Annotated in this window: 20 protein-coding genes; 14 read left to right on the top strand and 6 right to left on the bottom strand. The window is 71.9% G+C overall.

Annotated features, from left to right (window positions below; translation table 11 throughout):
- Positions 1 to 13 precede the first annotated feature (13 nt).
- The 4 genes from VSH64_RS12590 to VSH64_RS12575 all read left to right on the top strand — a co-directional run bounded on the left by VSH64_RS12590 (position 14) and on the right by VSH64_RS12575 (position 2048).
- Positions 14 to 1030: a YncE family protein gene (locus tag VSH64_RS12590; protein WP_326835751.1), complete on the top strand. Its 1017-nt coding sequence runs from the start codon at positions 14 to 16 to the stop codon at positions 1028 to 1030.
- Positions 1027 to 1251 carry a DUF5703 family protein gene (locus VSH64_RS12585; protein ID WP_326835750.1) on the top strand — a complete coding sequence of 75 codons (225 nt, stop codon included), beginning with the start codon at positions 1027 to 1029 and terminating at the stop codon, positions 1249 to 1251. The genes VSH64_RS12590 and VSH64_RS12585 overlap by 4 nt, the downstream gene beginning before the upstream one ends.
- Positions 1252 to 1392: 141 nt before the next feature.
- A complete protein-coding gene (locus VSH64_RS12580) occupies positions 1393 to 1848 on the top strand; it encodes an SDR family NAD(P)-dependent oxidoreductase (protein ID WP_326835749.1) in 456 nt (151 codons plus the stop codon).
- A complete protein-coding gene (locus tag VSH64_RS12575) occupies positions 1818 to 2048 on the top strand; it encodes an SDR family oxidoreductase (protein WP_326835748.1) in 231 nt (76 codons plus the stop codon). Before VSH64_RS12580 ends, VSH64_RS12575 begins: the two co-directional genes overlap by 31 nt.
- Before the next feature lie 18 nt (positions 2049 to 2066).
- Here VSH64_RS12575 and VSH64_RS12570 read toward each other — a convergent pair whose 3' ends face one another.
- Genes VSH64_RS12570 through VSH64_RS12550 form a run of 5 tightly spaced genes read right to left on the bottom strand, consistent with a single transcriptional unit; the run spans position 2067 to position 6414 of the window.
- Positions 2067 to 2798, bottom strand: a complete 732-nt coding sequence (locus tag VSH64_RS12570) for an SRPBCC family protein (RefSeq protein ID WP_326835747.1) — start codon at positions 2796 to 2798, stop codon at positions 2067 to 2069.
- A gap of 16 nt (positions 2799 to 2814) precedes the next feature.
- Entirely contained in the window at positions 2815 to 3423 is a 609-nt protein-coding gene (locus VSH64_RS12565) for an ArsR/SmtB family transcription factor (protein ID WP_326835746.1), read from the bottom strand.
- Positions 3424 to 3454: 31 nt separating this feature from the next.
- Positions 3455 to 4348, bottom strand: coding sequence for an alpha/beta fold hydrolase (locus VSH64_RS12560; protein WP_326835745.1), 894 nt, complete (start codon positions 4346 to 4348; stop codon positions 3455 to 3457).
- Between the two features lie 19 nt (positions 4349 to 4367).
- Positions 4368 to 5690, bottom strand: a complete 1323-nt coding sequence (locus VSH64_RS12555) for a M20/M25/M40 family metallo-hydrolase (protein WP_326835744.1) — start codon at positions 5688 to 5690, stop codon at positions 4368 to 4370.
- A gap of 49 nt (positions 5691 to 5739) precedes the next feature.
- Positions 5740 to 6414, bottom strand: a complete 675-nt coding sequence (locus tag VSH64_RS12550) for a GntR family transcriptional regulator (RefSeq protein WP_326835743.1) — start codon at positions 6412 to 6414, stop codon at positions 5740 to 5742.
- Positions 6415 to 6549: 135 nt separating this feature from the next.
- Here VSH64_RS12550 and VSH64_RS12545 point away from each other — a divergent pair, with 135 nt between their 5' ends.
- The gene (locus VSH64_RS12545; protein ID WP_326835742.1) at positions 6550 to 7359 is read left to right on the top strand and encodes a carbon-nitrogen hydrolase family protein; all 810 of its coding nucleotides are present in this window, start codon (positions 6550 to 6552) and stop codon (positions 7357 to 7359) included.
- A gap of 1 nt (position 7360) precedes the next feature.
- On the opposite strand, the gene VSH64_RS12540 is transcribed toward VSH64_RS12545, so the two are convergent.
- Positions 7361 to 7990: an enoyl-CoA hydratase-related protein gene (locus VSH64_RS12540; protein ID WP_326835741.1), complete on the bottom strand. Its 630-nt coding sequence runs from the start codon at positions 7988 to 7990 to the stop codon at positions 7361 to 7363.
- Positions 7991 to 8194: 204 nt separating this feature from the next.
- On the opposite strand from VSH64_RS12540, the gene VSH64_RS12535 reads away from it, so the two are divergent.
- From VSH64_RS12535 to VSH64_RS12495, 9 genes are read left to right on the top strand one after another with little or no spacing between them, the layout of a single operon-like run.
- Positions 8195 to 9055 (top strand): TetR/AcrR family transcriptional regulator, encoded by an 861-nt coding sequence (locus VSH64_RS12535; RefSeq protein ID WP_326835740.1) that lies wholly within the window; start codon positions 8195 to 8197, stop codon positions 9053 to 9055.
- Complete coding sequence (locus VSH64_RS12530; protein ID WP_326835739.1) at positions 9055 to 9948, top strand: BKACE family enzyme; 894 nt, start codon at positions 9055 to 9057, stop codon at positions 9946 to 9948. The genes VSH64_RS12535 and VSH64_RS12530 overlap by 1 nt, the downstream gene beginning before the upstream one ends.
- Positions 9941 to 10909 (top strand): 3-hydroxyacyl-CoA dehydrogenase NAD-binding domain-containing protein, encoded by a 969-nt coding sequence (locus VSH64_RS12525; protein WP_456062094.1) that lies wholly within the window; start codon positions 9941 to 9943, stop codon positions 10907 to 10909. The genes VSH64_RS12530 and VSH64_RS12525 overlap by 8 nt, the downstream gene beginning before the upstream one ends.
- Positions 10902 to 11336, top strand: a complete 435-nt coding sequence (locus VSH64_RS12520; protein WP_326835738.1) for a thioesterase family protein — start codon at positions 10902 to 10904, stop codon at positions 11334 to 11336. Before VSH64_RS12525 ends, VSH64_RS12520 begins: the two co-directional genes overlap by 8 nt.
- Before the next feature lie 45 nt (positions 11337 to 11381).
- Complete coding sequence (locus tag VSH64_RS12515) at positions 11382 to 12989, top strand: ABC transporter substrate-binding protein (RefSeq protein ID WP_326835737.1); 1608 nt, start codon at positions 11382 to 11384, stop codon at positions 12987 to 12989.
- Positions 12989 to 13945: an ABC transporter permease gene (locus VSH64_RS12510; RefSeq protein ID WP_326835736.1), complete on the top strand. Its 957-nt coding sequence runs from the start codon at positions 12989 to 12991 to the stop codon at positions 13943 to 13945. The genes VSH64_RS12515 and VSH64_RS12510 overlap by 1 nt, the downstream gene beginning before the upstream one ends.
- A complete protein-coding gene (locus VSH64_RS12505) occupies positions 13942 to 14841 on the top strand; it encodes an ABC transporter permease (protein WP_326835735.1) in 900 nt (299 codons plus the stop codon). Before VSH64_RS12510 ends, VSH64_RS12505 begins: the two co-directional genes overlap by 4 nt.
- On the top strand, positions 14838 to 16421 hold the full coding sequence (locus tag VSH64_RS12500) for an ABC transporter ATP-binding protein (protein WP_326835734.1): 1584 nt from the start codon (positions 14838 to 14840) through the stop codon (positions 16419 to 16421). The genes VSH64_RS12505 and VSH64_RS12500 overlap by 4 nt, the downstream gene beginning before the upstream one ends.
- A complete protein-coding gene (locus VSH64_RS12495; RefSeq protein ID WP_326835733.1) occupies positions 16418 to 17518 on the top strand; it encodes a serine hydrolase domain-containing protein in 1101 nt (366 codons plus the stop codon). The genes VSH64_RS12500 and VSH64_RS12495 overlap by 4 nt, the downstream gene beginning before the upstream one ends.
- Positions 17519 to 17582 lie beyond the last annotated feature (64 nt).

Raw genomic sequence — 17582 nt, 5'->3', positions numbered from 1 at the left:
TGGAGGCTTCAAGGTGCGTCGGCTCACCGCCGTGTCGCGGATCGCGATCCCGCTGGTCGGTGCCCTCGCGCTGTCGGCGTGCTCGTCGTCGGGCCAGGACAACACCGATTCGCTGCAGGTGGTGGCGAACCCGGTGGCCGCGAAGCCCGCGCCCTCCCCCGCCGTCACGGTCAAGCCCGCCGGTCAGGTGCTCGCCACCCCCGCGGTGTCGGCGATGGCGACCGACGAGAAGACCCACACCCTGGCGGTCGCGGTCACGCAGCCGCCGTCGGTGCTGCTCTACGACCTCGACGCGCTGACCACCCCGCGCGCCACCGTGCAGCTGCCCGGGCCGGCCGAGTCGCTGACCACCACCGACGGCCAGGCGATCGCGAGCATCCCGGGCAAGGGTGAGCTCGCGAAGATCGCCCTGGCCGACGGCAAGCTCACCACGCAGCCGGTGGCCGGCCAGCCCGCCGCCGGCGTGGCCGACGGCCCGGACACGCTCGTGGCCGTACGTGACCGCAAGGCCGTGGAGGTGCTGGCCGCCGGTGCGGTGACCAAGACGATCACCGGCCAGCTCTACAGCGCCGACGACGTGGTGAACACCGGGCAGGGGGTGGTCGTGCTCGACCGTCTGCGCACCGCCGTGTTCAGCGTCGACGTGAACGCCGGGACGATGGGCGAGGGCCTGCGCGCCGGCGACGGCGCCGCCAACGCCACCAGCGACTCCTACGGCCGGGTGCTCGTGACCGACGCCCGCGCGGGCGCGCTGCTCGCGTTCTCCGTCGGCCCGCTGATCCTGCGCCAGCGCTACCCGGTGCCGGGCGGGATCTACGGCATCGCCTACGACCACCGGCGCAACCTGGCCTGGGTCACCTTGACCGGGCAGAACCAAGTGGTGGGCTTCGACGTCCGTGGCGGCGAGCCCACCGAGAAGTACCGATTCCCGACCGTGCGCCAGCCGAACTCGGTGAGCGTCGACGACCGGAGCGGCCGCGTGCTCGTCGGCTCGGCCGCGGGAGAAGGGACCCAGGTGATCCAGCCATGACAACGGTCGACGAGGCGGTGGTCGAAGGCGATTGGGAGTACCGCCGCCTGCGCCTGCCCCCGGGTGTGTCCCGGCGCGCGGCGGCGATCCAGCTCTCGATCCACGCCGAGTTCGCCGGCTGGGAGCTGCGCACGGTGCGGCTCTACGCCGACGGCACCCGGCGGATCTGGCTGCGGCGCAAGCGCACCGCGGCCGACCGCCTGCCGGGGCTCGCGACGTAATTCCCATAAGTCCAGACCAAAGTTCCGCGCGCCCTGTTCACCCTGATCCGGCCCCTTGACGTACGCGGTGGATCTTCGCGTACCACCAGGTTTTCAGCCGGCGGCACGACCGTTCGGCTGAACCGTGCCGAGAGGGTGAACATGAACAGGCTCGCCGGAAAGGTCGCCGTGGTCACCGGCGCCACCAGCGGAATCGGTGCCGCCATCGCCCGCCGCTTCGTCGCCGAGGGGGCTCAGGTGGTGCTCGCCGGGCGCCGGGCGGACAACGGCCGCGCGATCGCGCGGCAGCTGGGCGAGGCGGCCCGGTTCCACCGCACCGACGTGTCGGTGGACACCGACGTCGAGGACCTGATCCACACCACCGCGGAGCGGTTCGGCGGCCTCGACGTGCTGGTGAACAACGCCGGGACCCCGGCCACGATCAGCTCGGTCACCGACGTGGAGCCGGCCGGCTTCCGGCGGGTGTTCGACGTGAACGTGTCAGCGTCAGCGGGGTCACGACCGGGATCTTCGCCAAGGTCGCCGGCTACGGCGACGAGGAAGCCGAGACGCCCGAGGTGCTGGCCGTGGTGGGCGAAAAGATCACGCCGCTGGTGAAGGAGGTCAGCCCGACCCCGCGCGCGGGCACCACGGACGACGTCGCCGCCGCGGCGGTGTACCTGGCGAGCGACGAATCCGGCTCCGTGATCGGGCACAGCCTCCAGGTCGACGGAGGACATTCCCTCGGCCCGCCCTACTCGGTGCTGCTGGAGCAGCGAGCCAGGATCGCCTCGGCGCTCAAGCCGAGGACCTCGTGACCCACTCGCGGTCCCGGTTCAGCCGGTGACCCGCCCGAGCCACTCCTGCCAGCTCCGCTCGTCGCCGCCCTCGGTCGTGAACACGTGGTGGCAGGCGACGAGCGGGCCGCGGAAGCCCTGCAGGAAGCAGTACAGCGCGTCGGCCGTGCGCACGGCCACGACCTGCTCGCTCACGGAGTAGACGACTCCTTCGACGGCCCGGTCGCCGAGCTCGACCCGCACCCGGTCGCCCTCCTCGGCCCGGCCCGGCAGCCCGAGCTCGGCGCCGAGGGCTCGCCACAGCCGGTCCCAGTCGGCGACCGGCGGGCCGAACGCCGTGATCGGCGTGGCCGTGCGACCGGCGAAGTACGTGACGTACTCGACGAGGGTGCGGAAGAACAGCGCGCCGCCGGCGGTCATCGCCTCGAACTCCTCCTCCCAGTCGTCGCCGGGCAGGAAGCCGCTCGTGACGCACCGGAGCACGGAGCTGCCGCCTTCGCGGCCTTCGATCAGGAACTCGTACGCGATCTTGCGGCCGTCGGCTTCCTCGCTGCCGAACACCAGCCGCTCGAGCGGGTCCCACGCGGTGATGGCGTGCTCGGGCTCGTAGCCGGCGAACGCGCCGCGGATCACGCCGCCGGCGCCGCCCTCGACCTCGTTGCGGCCCAGGTACCACGAGTCGATGCCGGGGCCCGTGGAGATCGCGGCCCAGATCTGCTCCGGCGTGGCGGCCACCTCAGCCGAGTCGTGCAGCTCGAAATCCTTGCCCATCGGTCTGTCCCCCTGCTCAGTCGGTGCCGGCCGGCTCGGCGGCTTCGGCGGGAATGCTCGGGTGCACGGCCACGACCACGCGGAACGCGCGCCCGTTTTCGGCGCCCTCGTCGTGGTACTTGGCCACCAGCGTGGTCACGGCGGCGGTGAGCTCTTCGGCGAACGCGGCCCGGTCCGCGGCCGAGGCGAAGCGCACCTCGCCGTCGAGCGCGAACGTCGCGACGCGTTTGCGCGCCTTGGCCGCACCCGTGATCAGGATCCCGACGTCGCGCACCAGCCGGCCGGCCACGGCCAGCAGCCACCGTGCGGACAACCGGTCGGGCGACTGCGCCGGATCCGGCTGCACCGCCGAAAGCGCGGTCGGGGAGATCACGTAGGAGGCCGCGGTCGCGCGCATCATGCGCTCCGTGACGTTGCCCTTGCGCCGCTCCTCCACCAGCTCCACGAGGCCGTGCTTCTCCAGCGCGCGCAAGTGGTAGTTGACCTTCTGCCGGGGCAGGTCCACCCGGGCCGCGAGCATGGTCGCCGAGGCCGGTTCGGCCAGCTCGGCCAGGAGCCGGGCGCGGACCGGGTCCAGCGACACCTCGGCCGCGGCCGCGTCTTCGATCACCGCAACGGGGAACATGTCCCCATCGTCGTACCGACAAACTGAGTTGTCAAGAATCTCTTTGTTGTCGGTAGGCCTCGCGCACCTGCGCCACGATCCGCGGCAGGACCTGGGCCGCGGCCTCCAGCGGCACGACGTGCCCGACCCCCGGCAGCACCACGGCGGTCCCGTGGTCGAGCCCGCCGACGAGGTGCTCGACGTCGGCGGCCGCCACGATCCGGTCCCGCTCCCCCACGATCGCCGTCACCGGCAGGGACCCCACACGGGCCAGCGCCGCGTCCCGCGCGAACGCGTCGAGGGCCGGGCGGAACACCGCGACGGTGTGCGGCCAGTTGCGCCGGATCATCGTCACCGTGAGCTCCACCAGCTCCGGATCGGGGTCGTCACCGAAGAGCCACCAGCGCAGCCCCGCGCTCACCGCCCGGCTCGTGTGCTCACGCACCAGGCCGAACAGCTTCGCGCCCAGCACGTGTTCCAGGTCCTGGGCCAGCATCCCGAGAGCGCCCGGCCACGCCGCCGACGCCTCCGTGGCGAGCCGCCCGGACGAGGTGGCGAGCAGCACCAGCCCGGCCACCCGCGCGGCGAAGAGCTCCGGATGGCGCTGCGTGAGCGACATGATCGCGAGCCCGCCCATGTCGTGGCCCACGAGCACGACCCGGCCCTCCGGCACCGCGCGGTCGAGGACCTCGGCGAGATCGTCACCGAGCTGCGCCATGGTCGCGGTGGCACGCCCGGCCCGACCGGACCGGCCGTGGCCTCGGTGGTCGTAGCCGACGACCGAAACCGGCTCGTCGAGAGCTTCCGGCAGCAGTGGGGCGATCCGGCTCCAGCTGCGCCGGTCGAGCGCGTAACCGTGCAGCAGCACCACGGTCACCCCGGCCGACGGGTCACCCCAGCGCACGAGGTGCAGGGGTGTCCCGTCGGCGAGGGTGAACGCGGGCACGTCGGCGGGATTCCGGCGATCAGGACGAACGCACGAAGCGGTCGAGCACGCGCGTGCCGAACTTCAGCGCGTCGACCGGCACCCGCTCGTCCACGCCGTGGAAGAGCGCCGAGAAGTCGAGGTCGGCCGGCAGCTTCAGCGGGGCGAAGCCGAAGTTGCGGATTCCGAGCTGCTGGAACGACTTCGCGTCGGTGCCACCGGAGAGCATGTACGGCAGCGTGCGCGCGCCCGGGTCCTCGGCGAGCACCGCGGCGGTCATCGCGTCGACGAGCGCGCCGTCGAAGGTGGTCTCCACCGGCGGCAGCTCCATCCACTCCTTCTCGATGTCCGGGCCGAGGATCTCGTCGAGCTCGCGGTCGAACGCCTCGATGCGCCCGGGCAGGATGCGGCAGTCGACCGCGGCCTCGGCGAAGGACGGGATCACGTTCGACTTGTAGCCGGCGGTGAGCATCGTCGGGTTCGCGGTGTCGCGCAGGGTCGCGCCGATCATGCGGGAGATGTTGCCGAGCTTGGCGACCGAGCCCTCGAGGTCGTCCTCGGGGAAGTCCCAGCCGGTGATCTCGGTGACCCCGGCGAGGAACTCGCGCACGGAATCGGTGAGCACCAACGGGAAGCGGTGGTTGCCGAGCCGCGCGACGGCCTCGGCGAGCTTGGTCACCGCGTTGTCGCGGTGGATCATCGAGCCGTGGCCCGCCGTGCCGCGCACGCGCAGCTTCATCCAGCGGATGCCCTTTTCCGCCGTCTCGATCACGTACGCGCGCACGTCGTCCTTGAGCGTGATCGAGAAGCCGCCGACCTCGCTGATCGCCTCGGTCACGCCTTCGAACAGCTCGGGGCGGTGCTCCACGAGCCACTGCGCGCCGTACTTGCCGCCGGCCTCTTCGTCGGCCAGGAAGGCGAACACGATGTCGCGCGGCGGCACGATGCCGTGGATCTTGTAGTGGCGCGCCAGCGCCAGGGTCATGCCGACCATGCCCTTCATGTCGACCGCGCCGCGGCCCCACACGTAGCCGTCCTGCACGGCGCCGGAGAACGGGTGCACCGACCACTCGGACGGGTCGGCGGGCACCACGTCGAGGTGGCCGTGGATCAGCAGGGCCCCGCGCGAAGGATCGGCGCCGGGCAGCCGGACGATCACGTTGTGGCGGTCCGCGCCGCCGGACTCGACGTAGGTGATCTCGTAGCCGGCGTCGGTGAGCTGTTCGGCCACGTACTCGGCGGCGGCGCGTTCGCCGACCAGGGTGTCGGGATCTCCGGTGTTGGTGGTGTCGATGCGAATGAGGTCGCTGGTGAGCGTGACGGCCTCGTCAGCGGCGGCGTCGATCGAGTTCGGTTCGGTCACTCGACCTTCCTATCATTCGACGGCTCGCGCGGCCGTCGGCGCGCACCGCTCAGGTCCGGTCGAGGGCCGAAACCACCTCGGAAACGGGACGCAAGTGCTGATGCAGCACCCGCAACGCCGTTTCCGCGTCGCCGGTGTCGAGCGCGGCAACCAGCTGCCGGTGCTCAGCGTCGATGATCGAGAGCCGTTCGGGCCGCGCCTCCAGCGCGCGCACGGCGACGCGTTGCTGGCGCGAGCGCAGTGTGTCGTACAACTCGGTGAGCACCGTGTTGCCGGCGGCGTTCACGATCGCGCGGTGGAACTGCCGGTCGAAACCGGACACAGCGAACCAATCGCGTTCGGCGCCCGCGCGCACCAGCGCGTCGGCCAGTTCGGCCATCTCGGCCGGGGCGCCCCGGCCCGCGGCGCAGACCTCGCTGATCGCGTGGCCTTCGATGAGCCGGCGGCTCTGGTAGACCTCTTCGAGCTCACGCGCGGTCACGGTGCGGACCTGCGCGCCCTTGCGCGGCAGCAGGCTGATGAACCGCTCGGCTTCGAGCCGGTGGAACGCTTCGCGCACCGGCGTCCGCGACACCCCGACCACCCCGGAGACCCACAGCTCGTCGAGGAACCGTCCGCCCTCCAGCTCGCCCGAGATGATCCCGTCGCGCAGCCAGGCGTACACCCGATCCCGAGCCGGTCCGCCGCCCTCGACCGGGACCGGCCCCGGTGCGGTGGTGGTCACTGCGTCTCCCCTCGTCGCGCACCCGCGTCGGCGCGCAGGCGAGCCTACACCCCTGGACCGGGCCCTGATCCGTCGTGTATACACGGAGTACACATATTGGTGACGGTCGCCGTCACTCGTGAAAGGACCCTCGCCATGGTGCACGTCGCCGTCGCGCAGTTCGCGCCCACCGACGACAAACCGGCCAACCTCGCGCACGTCACGCGCCTCGCCGGCGAGGCCGCCGACCGCGGTGCCGACGTGGTGGTGCTGCCGGAGTACTCGATGTTCACCGTGCCCAAGGTGGACGATCGGTTCGTGGCCTCGGCCGAGCACCTCGACGGCCCGTTCGCCACCGGGCTGCGCGAGCTCGCCGCGAACCGCGGCATCACCGTGGTGGCCGGGATGAACGAGGCACTGCCCGAGGGCGGCCGGATCTGGAACACGCTGGTGGCGGCCGGTCCGGACGGCGAGTTCTCCGCGCTGTACCGCAAGCTCCACCTGTACGACGCGTTCGGCTTCCGCGAGTCCGACGTGATCCGGGCCGGGGAGATCACCGAACCGGCCACGTTCAAGGCCGCGGGCCTCACCTTCGGGCTGCAGACCTGTTACGACCTGCGGTTCCCGGAGGTCACGCGCCGGCTCGTCGACGCCGGCGCCCAGGTCGTGCTGCTGCCGGCCGAGTGGGTGCCGGGGCCGCTCAAGGAGTACCACTGGACGACGCTGGTGAAGGCGCGCGCGATCGAGAACACCGTGTACGTCGCCGCGGCCGGTCAGATCGCGCCGATGGGGTCGGGGTCGAGCCTGATCGTGGACCCGATGGGGGTCGTGACCGCTTCGCTGGGTGAAGCGCCTGGGGTCGCGGTCGCCGAGGTCTCGGCCGACCGTCTGGCGCAGGTCCGGACCACGAACCCGGCGCTCGAACTGCGGCGGTTCACGGTGGTGCCGCGGGAGAACGTCGGCTGACCTAGTCGCCGTCCGCCCGGTGCGCGCCGAGGCCGATCTCCTTGATCGCCGCGGCCGCGCCGGGCGTGCTGGCGAGCAGCCGCGCGAGATCCAGCGCCACGGCCAGTTCCGTGCCGGCCGGCACGATCCGGTGCGCCACACCGAACTTCGCGGCCGTTGCGGCGGTGAGGGTGCCGCCGGTGCGGCGCAGCTCGTGAACGGCCTCTTCGGACAGTCGCGCCGGCACCGCCGAACCGAGCTCACCTGGCCCGCCGAGCCCACCGGGGATCACGAACTCGGCGTGCTCGGCCGCCACGATCAGATCCGTCATCAGGGCCAGCTCGAACCCGCCGCCGCGCGCGACCCCGTTCACCGCGGCGATCATCGGCTTGCCGACGCGGAAGAAGTCCGCGACCCCGGCCAGCCCGCCGATCCCCGGCGCGACGTCCCAGCCGGCGGAGAAGTACTCGTGTCCCGCACCGGTGACGACTCCGGCGCGCACCGACGGATCGTCGCGCAGCCGGGCCCACGCCGTGTACAGCTCGAAACTCACGCGGGAGTCGATGGCGTTCCCGGCCGGACGGTCCACCGTCGCCACGAGCACGCCGTCGACGACCTCGGTGCGAACGGCACCCGGTGGTGCGGCGGTCATGGTTTTCCTGGTGGTGCGAAGGATTCGGTCCGGCGTTCCGGACGTTAGCCGCCGCGCCGCCGGTGGTCAAACCGGGGACCCGGCTGACGCGGAAGTCAGGGGTTAATCACACTTCCGTTCCCTGACAACGAAACCCGGCAAACGGTACGCCACCGGTGGCGCGTGTATTGCGATAATCGCAACGCGGGGTTACGGTCTTGCGGCATGGACGAGTCGGAGGAGCTGCGGACCAGGGTCCGGGAGCTCATCCGGTCCATGCCGGGAGCCCAGCGGCAGTTCGCCGCTGCCATCGGGCTCGACGAGACGAAGCTGTCGAAGGCGCTCACCGGCACCCGCCGGTTCTCGCCGCACGAGCTCGTCCGGGTCGCCGAGTACTGCGGCGTCACGGTCAACTGGCTGCTCAACGGCAGTGACGACGCGAAGACCGTGACGGCGGTCCCCGCGCTCGCCGCGCGGCCCGAGAGCGATCCCGAGCACCACACGCAATCCGAGCCGCGGCGACGGATCCTCGAGACGGCGTGGCGGCTCATCGCCGAGCGCGGGTACCACCGGGTGCGCATCGCGGACATCGCGAAGGCGTGTGGCACCAGCACGGCCACCATCCACTACCACTTCCCCAGCAAGACCGAAGTGCTCAATGAAGCGTTGCGGCGCAACGTGAAGCTCGCGTTCGACCGCCAGGTCGCCGAGCTGCACGCCGTCGACGGCGCCCACGACCGGCTGCTCAAGCTGGTCGAACTGCAACTGCCGGCCGACGGCCTGCTGCGCGCCGAATGGTCGGTCTGGCTGCAGGTGTGGAACGAGGTCGCCCTCTTCCCGGAACTGCGGTCGCTCTACACCGATTCCTACGACCGCTGGCACCGGACGATCCTCATGACCATCCGCACCGGCCAGGAACAGAAGGTGTTCCGAGTGGCCGATCCCGAGGCCGCCACCGAGCAGCTCACCGCGCTGATCGACGGACTCGGCATCCAGGTGCTCACCCGCAAGCCGGGCAGCACCGTGGCCACCATGCGCAAGCACCTGCACGACTTCATCGAAAGGTCGATCGTCAAGGGAGCCTGATGAACCACGAGGTCATCGTCACCTGCGCCCTCACCGGCGCCGGTGACACCGTCGGCCGCAGTCCCCACGTGCCGGTCACGCCGGCGCAGATCGCCGCGAGCGCGATCGAAGCCGCGAACGCGGGCGCTGCCGTCGTCCACATCCACGTGCGCGAGCCCGAAACCGGGGCGCCGTCGCGGGACGTGGCGCTGTACCGGGAAGCGGTGCGGCTGATCCGCGAGTCCGGAGTGGACGTGGTCGTGAACCTGACCGCCGGGATGGGCGGTGACCTCGTGCTCGACGAGGAGGACCCGCTCAAGCCGATCGACGGGACGGATCTGGTCGGCGCGCTCGACCGGCTCCCGCACGTCGAGGAGCTGCTGCCCGACATCTGCACGCTCGACTGCGGTTCGCTCAACTTCGGTGAGGGCAGCCAGCTGTACGTGTCCACTCCGGACATGCTGCGCATCGGCGCGAAGCGCATCCAGGAGCTCGGCGTGAAGCCGGAGCTGGAGATCTTCGACACCGGGCACCTGTGGTTCGCCTCGAAGATGGTGGAGGAAGGGCTGATCGACGCCCCGCCGCTGTTCCAGCTGTGCATGGGCATCCCGTACGGCGCGCCCGCGGACCCCGGTCTGCTGCAGGCGATGGTGCGGCTGCTGCCCGCGGGCGCGCAGTGGGCGTCGTTCGCGATCGGGCGCGACCAGATGCCGTGGGTGGCGCAGTCGGTGCTGCTCGGTGGCCACGTGCGGGTGGGTCTGGAAGACAACCTGTACCTCGCGCGCGGGGTGAAGGCGACCAACGGGCAACTGGTGGAGCGGGCCGTGCGGATCGTCGGCGACCTGGGTGCCTCGATCGCGAGCCCCGCGCGGGCCCGCGAGATCCTCGGCTTGAAGGAGCGGGCTGTTGTCTGAGGCACCGTCCGGAGCACTGCCGGAAGTCTCCACTGTGGACACGGTCGCGTGCGTCGGCGCCGGGGTGATCGGCGGCGGCTGGGTCGCGCACTTCCTCGCCCGCGGCTACCGCGTCCGGGCTTGGGACCCGGCGCCCGACGCCGCCGCGAAGCTGGGCCGGCTCGTGGACGCCGCGTGGCCCGCACTCACCTCACTCGGCCTGGCCGAGGGCGCGAGCCGCGAAGCGCTCACCGTCACGAGCACGCTCGCCGAAGCGGTCGAGGGCGCCGGGTTCGTGCAGGAAAGCGCTCCCGAAGACCTGGCGCTGAAGCAGAAGCTGCTCGCCGACATCGACGCCGTGACGCCGGCCGGGGTCGTCGTCGCGTCGTCGACCTCGGGCTACGGCATGACCGAGATGCAGGTGGCGGCGCAAACGCCGGAGCGGCTCGTGGTCGGCCACCCGTTCAATCCGCCCTACCTCATTCCCCTGGTCGAGGTGGTCGGCGGCGAGCTCACCGCGCCGTGGGTGGTGGCGTGGGCGAGCGAGTTCTACCGGCACGTCGGCAAGACCGTGATCACCATGGACGCGGAGGTGCCGGGCTTCATCGCCAACCGGCTGCAGGAGGCGCTCTGGCGCGAGGCTCTGCACATGGTGGCCCACGGCGAGGCGACGGTGGAGCAGATCGACACCGCGATCACCGCCGGGCCGGGCCTGCGCTGGCCCGTGCAGGGACCGATGCTCACCTTCCACCTCGCCGGCGGCGAAGGCGGCATGGCGCACATGTTGGACCATTTCGGACCGTCGCTGAAGGCGCCGTGGACCCGGCTCGAGGCACCCGAGCTCACGCCCGAGCTGCGCGACGCCGTGGTGGCCGGCTGCGAGGACGAGGCCGCGCCGCGCACGATCGCCGACCTGGTGGCCGAGCGGGACCGCGCGATCATCGCGATCCAGCGGGCCGTGGCCGAGGCCCGCCGTGGGTGAGCCGCTGATCCACCACGACCGCGTCCGTCCCGAGTGGATCGACTACAACGGCCACCTCTCCGAGCCCTATTACGTGCTGGTGTTCGGCGACGCCACCACGGCGCTGATGGACGCGGTCGGTCTCGACGCCGCCTACCGCGCGGCCACCGGCGCTTCGCTCTACACCGTGGAAGCGCACGTGCGGTACCTGCGGGAGGTCGCGCCGGAGGCCGAGCTGACCGTGACCACGGCCGTGCTGGCCGTCGGCGCGAAGAAGGTGCGCCTCTGGCACGAGCTGCACGTCGGCGGTGCGGTCGTGGCCACGGAGGAACTGATGTGCCTGCACGTCGCCGGGGGCCGGGCGGCGCCGTTCCCCGAAGCCGTCGCCGACCGGCTCGGTGGCTACCGCGCGCCGATCCCCGACCACGCGGGGCGTGCCATCGCCTGACTCTCCCGAACCCCGACCCGGCCCGCCTCCCACCGGAAGACACCCATGGAAGAACGATGTGAGCCGAATTCCCTTTCCCGCCGCCGGTTCCTCACCGGCGCGCTCGGCGGCGCCGCGTTGCTCGGCGCCGCTCCCCTGCTCGCCGCGTGCGGGGGTGCCGGCGTCGCGGCCGCCGCGCCGACCGGACCACCCCGGCGCGGCGGCACCCTGCGCGTCGGGGTGACCGGCGGCGGCGCGTCCGACACGATCGACCCGCACATCCCCGCGACCAACCCCGACATCGCGCGGGTGATCAACCTCTACGAACCACTGCTGCTGCGCGACCACAACTACGAGCTGCAGCCGGTGGTGGCCGCATCGCTCACGTCGTCGCCGGACGCCCGGACCTGGACCGCGGTGCTGCGCCAGGGCGTGCGGTTCCACGACGGCCGCCCGGTGACCCCGGCCGACGTCGTGGCCACGTTCAAGCGGATCACCGACCCGAAGGACCCGAAGAGCGGCGCGGCCGGGCTCACCATGCTCGGCAAGGTGGTGCCGACCGGCGACCACACCGTCGAGTTCCGGCTCACCGCGCCCAACTCCGGGTTCGACGACCTGCTCGGCCAGTACAACCTCGGCATCGTGCCGGCCGACTTCGACGTGAAGCGGCCGATCGGCACCGGGCCGTTCCGGCTGCAGGAGTTCACCGCGGGGCTGCAGAGCACGTTCGTGCGCAACGAGCACTACTGGCGGCCCGGCGAGCCCTACCTCGACGAGCTGGTGCTGATCAACTTCGCCGAGGACGACGCGCGGATCAACGCGCTGCTCTCGTCGCAGGTCGACGCGATCGACCAGGTGCCGGTGGCGTTGATCGACGTGCTGCGCAGCGACCCGCGCATGCGGGTGCTGCGCTCGGCCACGGGCACCTGGCTGCCGTTCACGATGCGGGTGGACCGCCCGCCGTTCGACGACGTGCGGGTGCGCCAGGCGCTGCGGCTGATCGTGGACCGCGACCAGATGATCAACCAGGTGCTCTCGGGCCAGGGCCGGCCCGGCAACGACCTCTACGCACCCTTCGACCCGGCCTACGACGCCCAGCTGCCCCAGCGCAGACAGGACATTCCGGCCGCCAAGCGGCTGCTGGCCGAGGCCGGGCACGAGAACCTCGACATCGAGCTCGTGACCGCCCCCATCCAGGCCGGGGCGGTGGAGGCGGCGCAGGTGTTCCAGCAGCAGGCCAAGGCGGCGGGCGTGACCGTGCGCATCCGCAAGGTGGACACCACCACGTTCTACGGCGAGAACTACCTGTCCTGGGACTTCGCGCAGGACTTCTGGTACACCCGCAACTACCTGCCGCAGGTGGCCAGCGGCTCGCTGCCGAAATCGCCGTACAACGAAACCCACTGGCAGGACCCGCAGTTCGGCGACCTCGTCACCCGGGCGAGCGCCACTGTGGACACCGCCGCCCGCACGGCGTTGCTGAAGCAGGCGCAGCGGATCGAATACGAGCGCGGCGGCCTCATCGTGTGGGGGTTCGTGGACCAGGTCGACGCCCACCAGGTCTACGTCGCGGGTCTCGTGCCCGACCGGACGGGGATCTCGCTGTCCGGCTACCAGTTCCGCGAGGCCTGGCTCGGTACGGCGCCGGCGGCCACCGGAAAGGCAGGTGCGTGATGACGCGCATGATCGTGAAACGGCTGCTCGTGAGCCTCGTGGTGCTGTGGCTGGTCACGTTGCTCGTGTTCGTCGCGACGCTGCTGCTGCCGGGTGACCCGGCGCGCGCGATCCTCGGCCAGCAAGCGACACCGGAGCGGATCGCCGTGCTGCAGCACCAGCTGCACCTCGACGAGCCGGTCTGGCAGCGCTACCTCAGCTGGCTCGGCGGGCTGTTCACCGGTGACCTCGGCACGTCGACCTCCACGCAGGGCCCGGTGACCACGCTGCTCGGCGATCGGGTGGTGGCGTCGCTGGTGCTGCTCGTGCTCGCGGCGGTGATCGCGACGCCGCTGGGCCTGGCGCTGGGCACGTGGAGCGCGATGCGGCGCGGCCGCGCCGCGGACCAGACGGTGTCGGGCATCAGCCTGGTGATCGCCGCGCTGCCGGAGTTCGTGATCGGCGTGGCGTTGATCGTGCTGTTCGCGACCACGGTGTTCAAGGTCCTGCCCTCGGTCACGCTGGCCGCGCCGGGCGAACCGGTGTGGCGGCAACCGAGCCAGCTCGTGCTGCCGGTGGCGACGCTCGTGCTGGTGGTCACGCCGTACATCACCCGGATGATGCGGGCGACCATGAACGAGGTCCTCGACTCCGGGTACGTGGAGATGGCGCGGCTCAAGGGCGTGCGCGAGCGGACCGTGCTGCTGCGCCACGCGCTGCCGCACGCGGTGGGTCCCGTCGCGCAGGTCGTGGCGCTGCAGCTCGCGTGGCTGGCCGGCGGGGTCGTGGTGGTGGAGTTCCTCTTCCGCTACCCCGGCATCGGGCAGTCGCTGATCGACGCGGTGAGCAAGCGCGACGTCGCCGTGGTGCAGGCCGTGACGCTGATCATCGCGGCGGTCTACATCGTGGTGAACCTGCTCGCCGACGTGGTCGGCATCCTCGCGAACCCCAAGCTGCGCACGGAGGCGAGCCGATGACCGCCGTCGACGACGAGCTGGCGCCGGCCACCACGGCCGCTGAAACCCCGATGCGGGCCCGCGGCCTGCTGCGTACCGCGTGGGCCTTCCCTCAGGCCAAGGTCGGCACGGCGCTGGCCGGGATCGTGGTGCTGGTGGCCCTGCTCGGCCCGTGGCTCGGGCCGGTGCTCACCGGCCACACCACCACGGACTTCGCGGGCAAGCCGTTCAAGCCCGACGGTTTGGTCGGCACCGACGGCCTCGGCCGCGACGTGCTCACGCGGTTTCTCGCCGGCGGCACCACGCTGCTGCTCTACGCGGTGCTCGCCACCGTGCTGGGCATCGTGCTCGGCGCGCTGCTCGGGTTGGTCGCCGGCTACAGCGGCGGGTGGCTCGACAGCCTGCTGATGCGCGGCAACGACGTGCTGCTGTCGTTTCCGCAGCTGGTGATCGCGCTGCTGGCCATCGCGGTGATCGGGCCGAAGGGCTGGCTGCTCGTGCTGGTGATCGGCCTCACCCACGCGCCCCGCACGGCTCGCGTCGCGCGGCAGGCGACGGTGGCGGTGCGCGGCGAGGACTACATCCGGGCCGCGGAGATGTACGGGGTACCGCGCGGCCGGATCCTGCTGCGGGAGATCCTGCCGAACATCACCGGCCCGCTCATGGTGGAGCTCGGCCTGCGGCTCACCTACTCCATCGGCTACATCGCGTCGCTGTCGTTCCTGGGCCTCGGCATCCAGCCGCCCACGGCCGACTGGGGCCTGATGATCAACGAGAACCGGATCGCGCTGGTCGTGCAGCCGTGGGGCGTGCTGCTCCCAGTGGTGGCGATCGCGCTGCTCGCCGTCGGCACGAACCTCGTGGCCGATTCGCTCGCCTCGGCCGCGGCCGGGCGCACCCGGGAGGACCACTCGTGACGGCCGTCGAAGATCCGCAGCTCGCGCTGCAAGTGTCCGGCCTGCGGGTGAAGACGACCGCGGGCCGGACGGTGCTGCACGACGTCGGCTACCGCATCGCGCCGGGTGAGGTGCTCGCGCTCGTGGGCGAGTCCGGCTCGGGCAAGACCACGGCGGGGCTGGCCGCGCTCGGGCACTTCCGCCGCGGGCTCGTGGAAGCCGGCGGTTCGGTGACGCTGCACCCCCGTGACGGCGAGCCTGTGGACGTGCTCTCGCTGCCCGTGCCGGACCGCCGGAAACTGCGGGGCACCACGGTTTCGTACGTGCCGCAGGACCCGGCGCTGTCGCTGAACCCGGCGTTGCGGATCGGCGTGCAGATCGCCGAGGTGCTGGAGACCCACGGTTACGCCGGTTCGGTCGAGGAGCGGGTGGCGGAGGTGCTCACCGACGTCGGCCTGCCCACGGATCCGGCGTATCGGCGGCGGTACCCGCACGAGCTCTCGGGCGGGCAGCAGCAGCGTGTGGGGATCGCGATGGCGTTCGCGTGCCGGCCGAGTGTCGTGGTGCTCGACGAGCCGACGACGGGGCTCGACGTGATGACGCAGGCGCTCGTGCTGGAAACGGTGCGGCGGCTCACGGCCGGCCACGGCGTGGCGGCGCTCTACATCACCCACGACCTGGCCGTGGTGGCGCAGCTCGCCGACCGCGTGGCGGTGATGTACCAGGGGCGGGTGGTCGAGACCGGCCCGGCCGAGGACGTCCTCAAGCGGCCGGAGCACGCGTACACGCGCGAACTGCTGGCGGCCGTGCCCGATCTGGGGGCCGAGCCCGGTGCCGCTCCGCCGCCGTCGGACGCGGTGCTGGCCACGCGAGGAATCCGCCTGGCGTACGGGCGTCAGGAGGTGCTGCGCGGCGTGGATCTCGAGGTGACGCGCGGCGAATGCGTGATGCTGCTGGGCGAAAGCGGGTCGGGCAAGACCACGTTGTCGCAGTGCGTCGCGGGCCTCACGCGCGGTTTCACCGGCACCGTCGCGCTCGACGGCACGCCGCTCGCGCCCGGCACGCGCCAGCGCAGCAACGACGAGCGGCGGCGGATCCAGTACGTGTTCCAGAGTCCGTTCTCCTCGCTCAACCCGCGCCGGACGGTCGCGCAGTCGATCGAGGTGCCGCTGGTGCACCTCACGTCGCTCTCGCGCCCGCAGCGGCGCGAGCGGGTGGCGGAGGTGCTCGACCGCGTGCGGTTGGGCCGGTCGCTCGCCGACCGCCTGCCCGACCAGCTCAGCGGCGGCGAACGGCAGCGGGCGGCGATCGCCCGCGCGCTGGTGACGACCCCCGACGTGCTGGTGTGCGACGAGGTCACGTCGGCGCTCGACGTGTCGGTGCAGGCGACCATCGTGGAGCTGCTCGGTGAGCTGCGGCGCGAGCTCGGGATGGCGGTGCTGTTCGTGACGCACAACATCGCGCTCGCGCCCGAGGTGGCCGACCGGATCGCCGTTCTGCGCGGCGGGGAGATCGTGGAAGAGGGTACGGTCGAGTCCGTGCTCAGCGCGCCCGCCCACTCCTACACCGGCGAACTCCTGGCCACCACACCGCGGTTATGACCGTCCGCGGCGAGGTGCGGCCGGGCTTCGAAGCGGTGCGCGAAGCGTTCGGCCAGGTCGCGGCGGAGACGTCGGGCGGGGTCGGGTTCAGCGTGTTCAGGCGGGGTGAGCCGGTCGTCTCGCTGTGCGCGGGGTCCGCGTCGGCCGGGGTCGCGTGGACGCCGGACACGCGGGTGGTGCTCTTCAGCGGTACCAAAGGGATCGTTGCCACGCTGGTCGCCATGCTCACCGCGCGCGGCCAGCTCGGGCCGGGCGAACGCGTGGCGCGCTACTGGCCGGAGTTCGCCGCGGCGGGCAAGGCCGACGTCACCGTGGCCCAGGTGCTCTCGCACACCGTCGGCCTGCCGTACGTGGACGCCGACGTGGCGCTGACCGACAACGCGGGCAGCGCCTTGGCGCTCGCCACTCAACATCCTTTGTGGACCCCGGGCAAACGGGTGGCGTACCACGCCCTGACGTACGGCTACCTCGTCACCGAGCTGATCCGCCGCGTCACGGGCCAGGGTGTGGGCGCGCTGCTGCACGAGCTGCTGGCCGCACCGCACGGCTTGGACCTCACCCTCGGCACCCCGCCGTCCGTGCCCGTCGCCACCCTGCGGCGCGCACCCGGCTACCGCATCAGCACCTTCCTGCAGGACGACGACCGCCGCCGCGTGGTCGAACGCATGTACCGCGGCCTGCTCGACTCCACCGACACCATGAACTCCCCGGCCTACCGCGGCGCCGAACTCGCGGCCGGCAGCGGCGTCGGCACGGCCACGAGCATGGCGCGGCTCTACGACCTGCTGCTGGCCGGCTCGCTCGTGCCTTCTCCGGTACTGACGCTGGCCACCCGCACGTGGTCGGAGGGCATCGACGCGATCAACGACCGCCCTCTGCACTTCGGCCTCGGCTTCGAACTGGCCGACCCGATCGGCACCTACGGGCCCACCGGCGCCGACCCGGGGGCTTTCGGTCATTCCGGCGCTGGGGGCGGGCGTCATGGTGCGTGGCCGGGGCGGGGGGTGTCGTTTTCGTTCACCACCAATGAACTGCAGGCGGAGGACGTGGATACGCGGGCTGCGGTGTTGTTGGCGGCGTTGCATGAGGCGGCCTGAGCCGCCGGCTGATCACGGCGTTAGGCACCGGTGTGGTTGGCCGGGTCATGGCTTGTCCTGCTTC

Origin of the sequence: Amycolatopsis rhabdoformis, from assembly GCF_035918295.1 — a bacterium.
GTDB classification, from domain to species: domain Bacteria; phylum Actinomycetota; class Actinomycetes; order Mycobacteriales; family Pseudonocardiaceae; genus Amycolatopsis; species Amycolatopsis rhabdoformis.
This window is presented reverse-complemented; position numbering and strand designations above follow the sequence as displayed.

What these genes read in the sequence shown, in the direction of transcription:
- VSH64_RS12505 (WP_326835735.1), top strand. Translation starts at nt 13,942, where the DNA reads ATGACCGCCGTCGACGACGAGCTGGCGCCGGCCACCACGGCCGCTGAA.
- VSH64_RS12580 (WP_326835749.1), top strand. Translation starts at nt 1,393, where the DNA reads ATGAACAGGCTCGCCGGAAAGGTCGCCGTGGTCACCGGCGCCACCAGC.
- VSH64_RS12565 (WP_326835746.1), bottom strand. Translation starts at nt 3,423, where the DNA reads ATGTTCCCCGTTGCGGTGATCGAAGACGCGGCCGCGGCCGAGGTGTCG.
- VSH64_RS12510 (WP_326835736.1), top strand. Translation starts at nt 12,989, where the DNA reads ATGACGCGCATGATCGTGAAACGGCTGCTCGTGAGCCTCGTGGTGCTG.
- VSH64_RS12570 (WP_326835747.1), bottom strand. Translation starts at nt 2,798, where the DNA reads ATGGGCAAGGATTTCGAGCTGCACGACTCGGCTGAGGTGGCCGCCACG.
- VSH64_RS12495 (WP_326835733.1), top strand. Translation starts at nt 16,418, where the DNA reads ATGACCGTCCGCGGCGAGGTGCGGCCGGGCTTCGAAGCGGTGCGCGAA.
- VSH64_RS12545 (WP_326835742.1), top strand. Translation starts at nt 6,550, where the DNA reads ATGGTGCACGTCGCCGTCGCGCAGTTCGCGCCCACCGACGACAAACCG.
- VSH64_RS12540 (WP_326835741.1), bottom strand. Translation starts at nt 7,990, where the DNA reads ATGACCGCCGCACCACCGGGTGCCGTTCGCACCGAGGTCGTCGACGGC.
- VSH64_RS12535 (WP_326835740.1), top strand. Translation starts at nt 8,195, where the DNA reads ATGGACGAGTCGGAGGAGCTGCGGACCAGGGTCCGGGAGCTCATCCGG.
- VSH64_RS12515 (WP_326835737.1), top strand. Translation starts at nt 11,382, where the DNA reads ATGGAAGAACGATGTGAGCCGAATTCCCTTTCCCGCCGCCGGTTCCTC.
- VSH64_RS12530 (WP_326835739.1), top strand. Translation starts at nt 9,055, where the DNA reads ATGAACCACGAGGTCATCGTCACCTGCGCCCTCACCGGCGCCGGTGAC.
- VSH64_RS12585 (WP_326835750.1), top strand. Translation starts at nt 1,027, where the DNA reads ATGACAACGGTCGACGAGGCGGTGGTCGAAGGCGATTGGGAGTACCGC.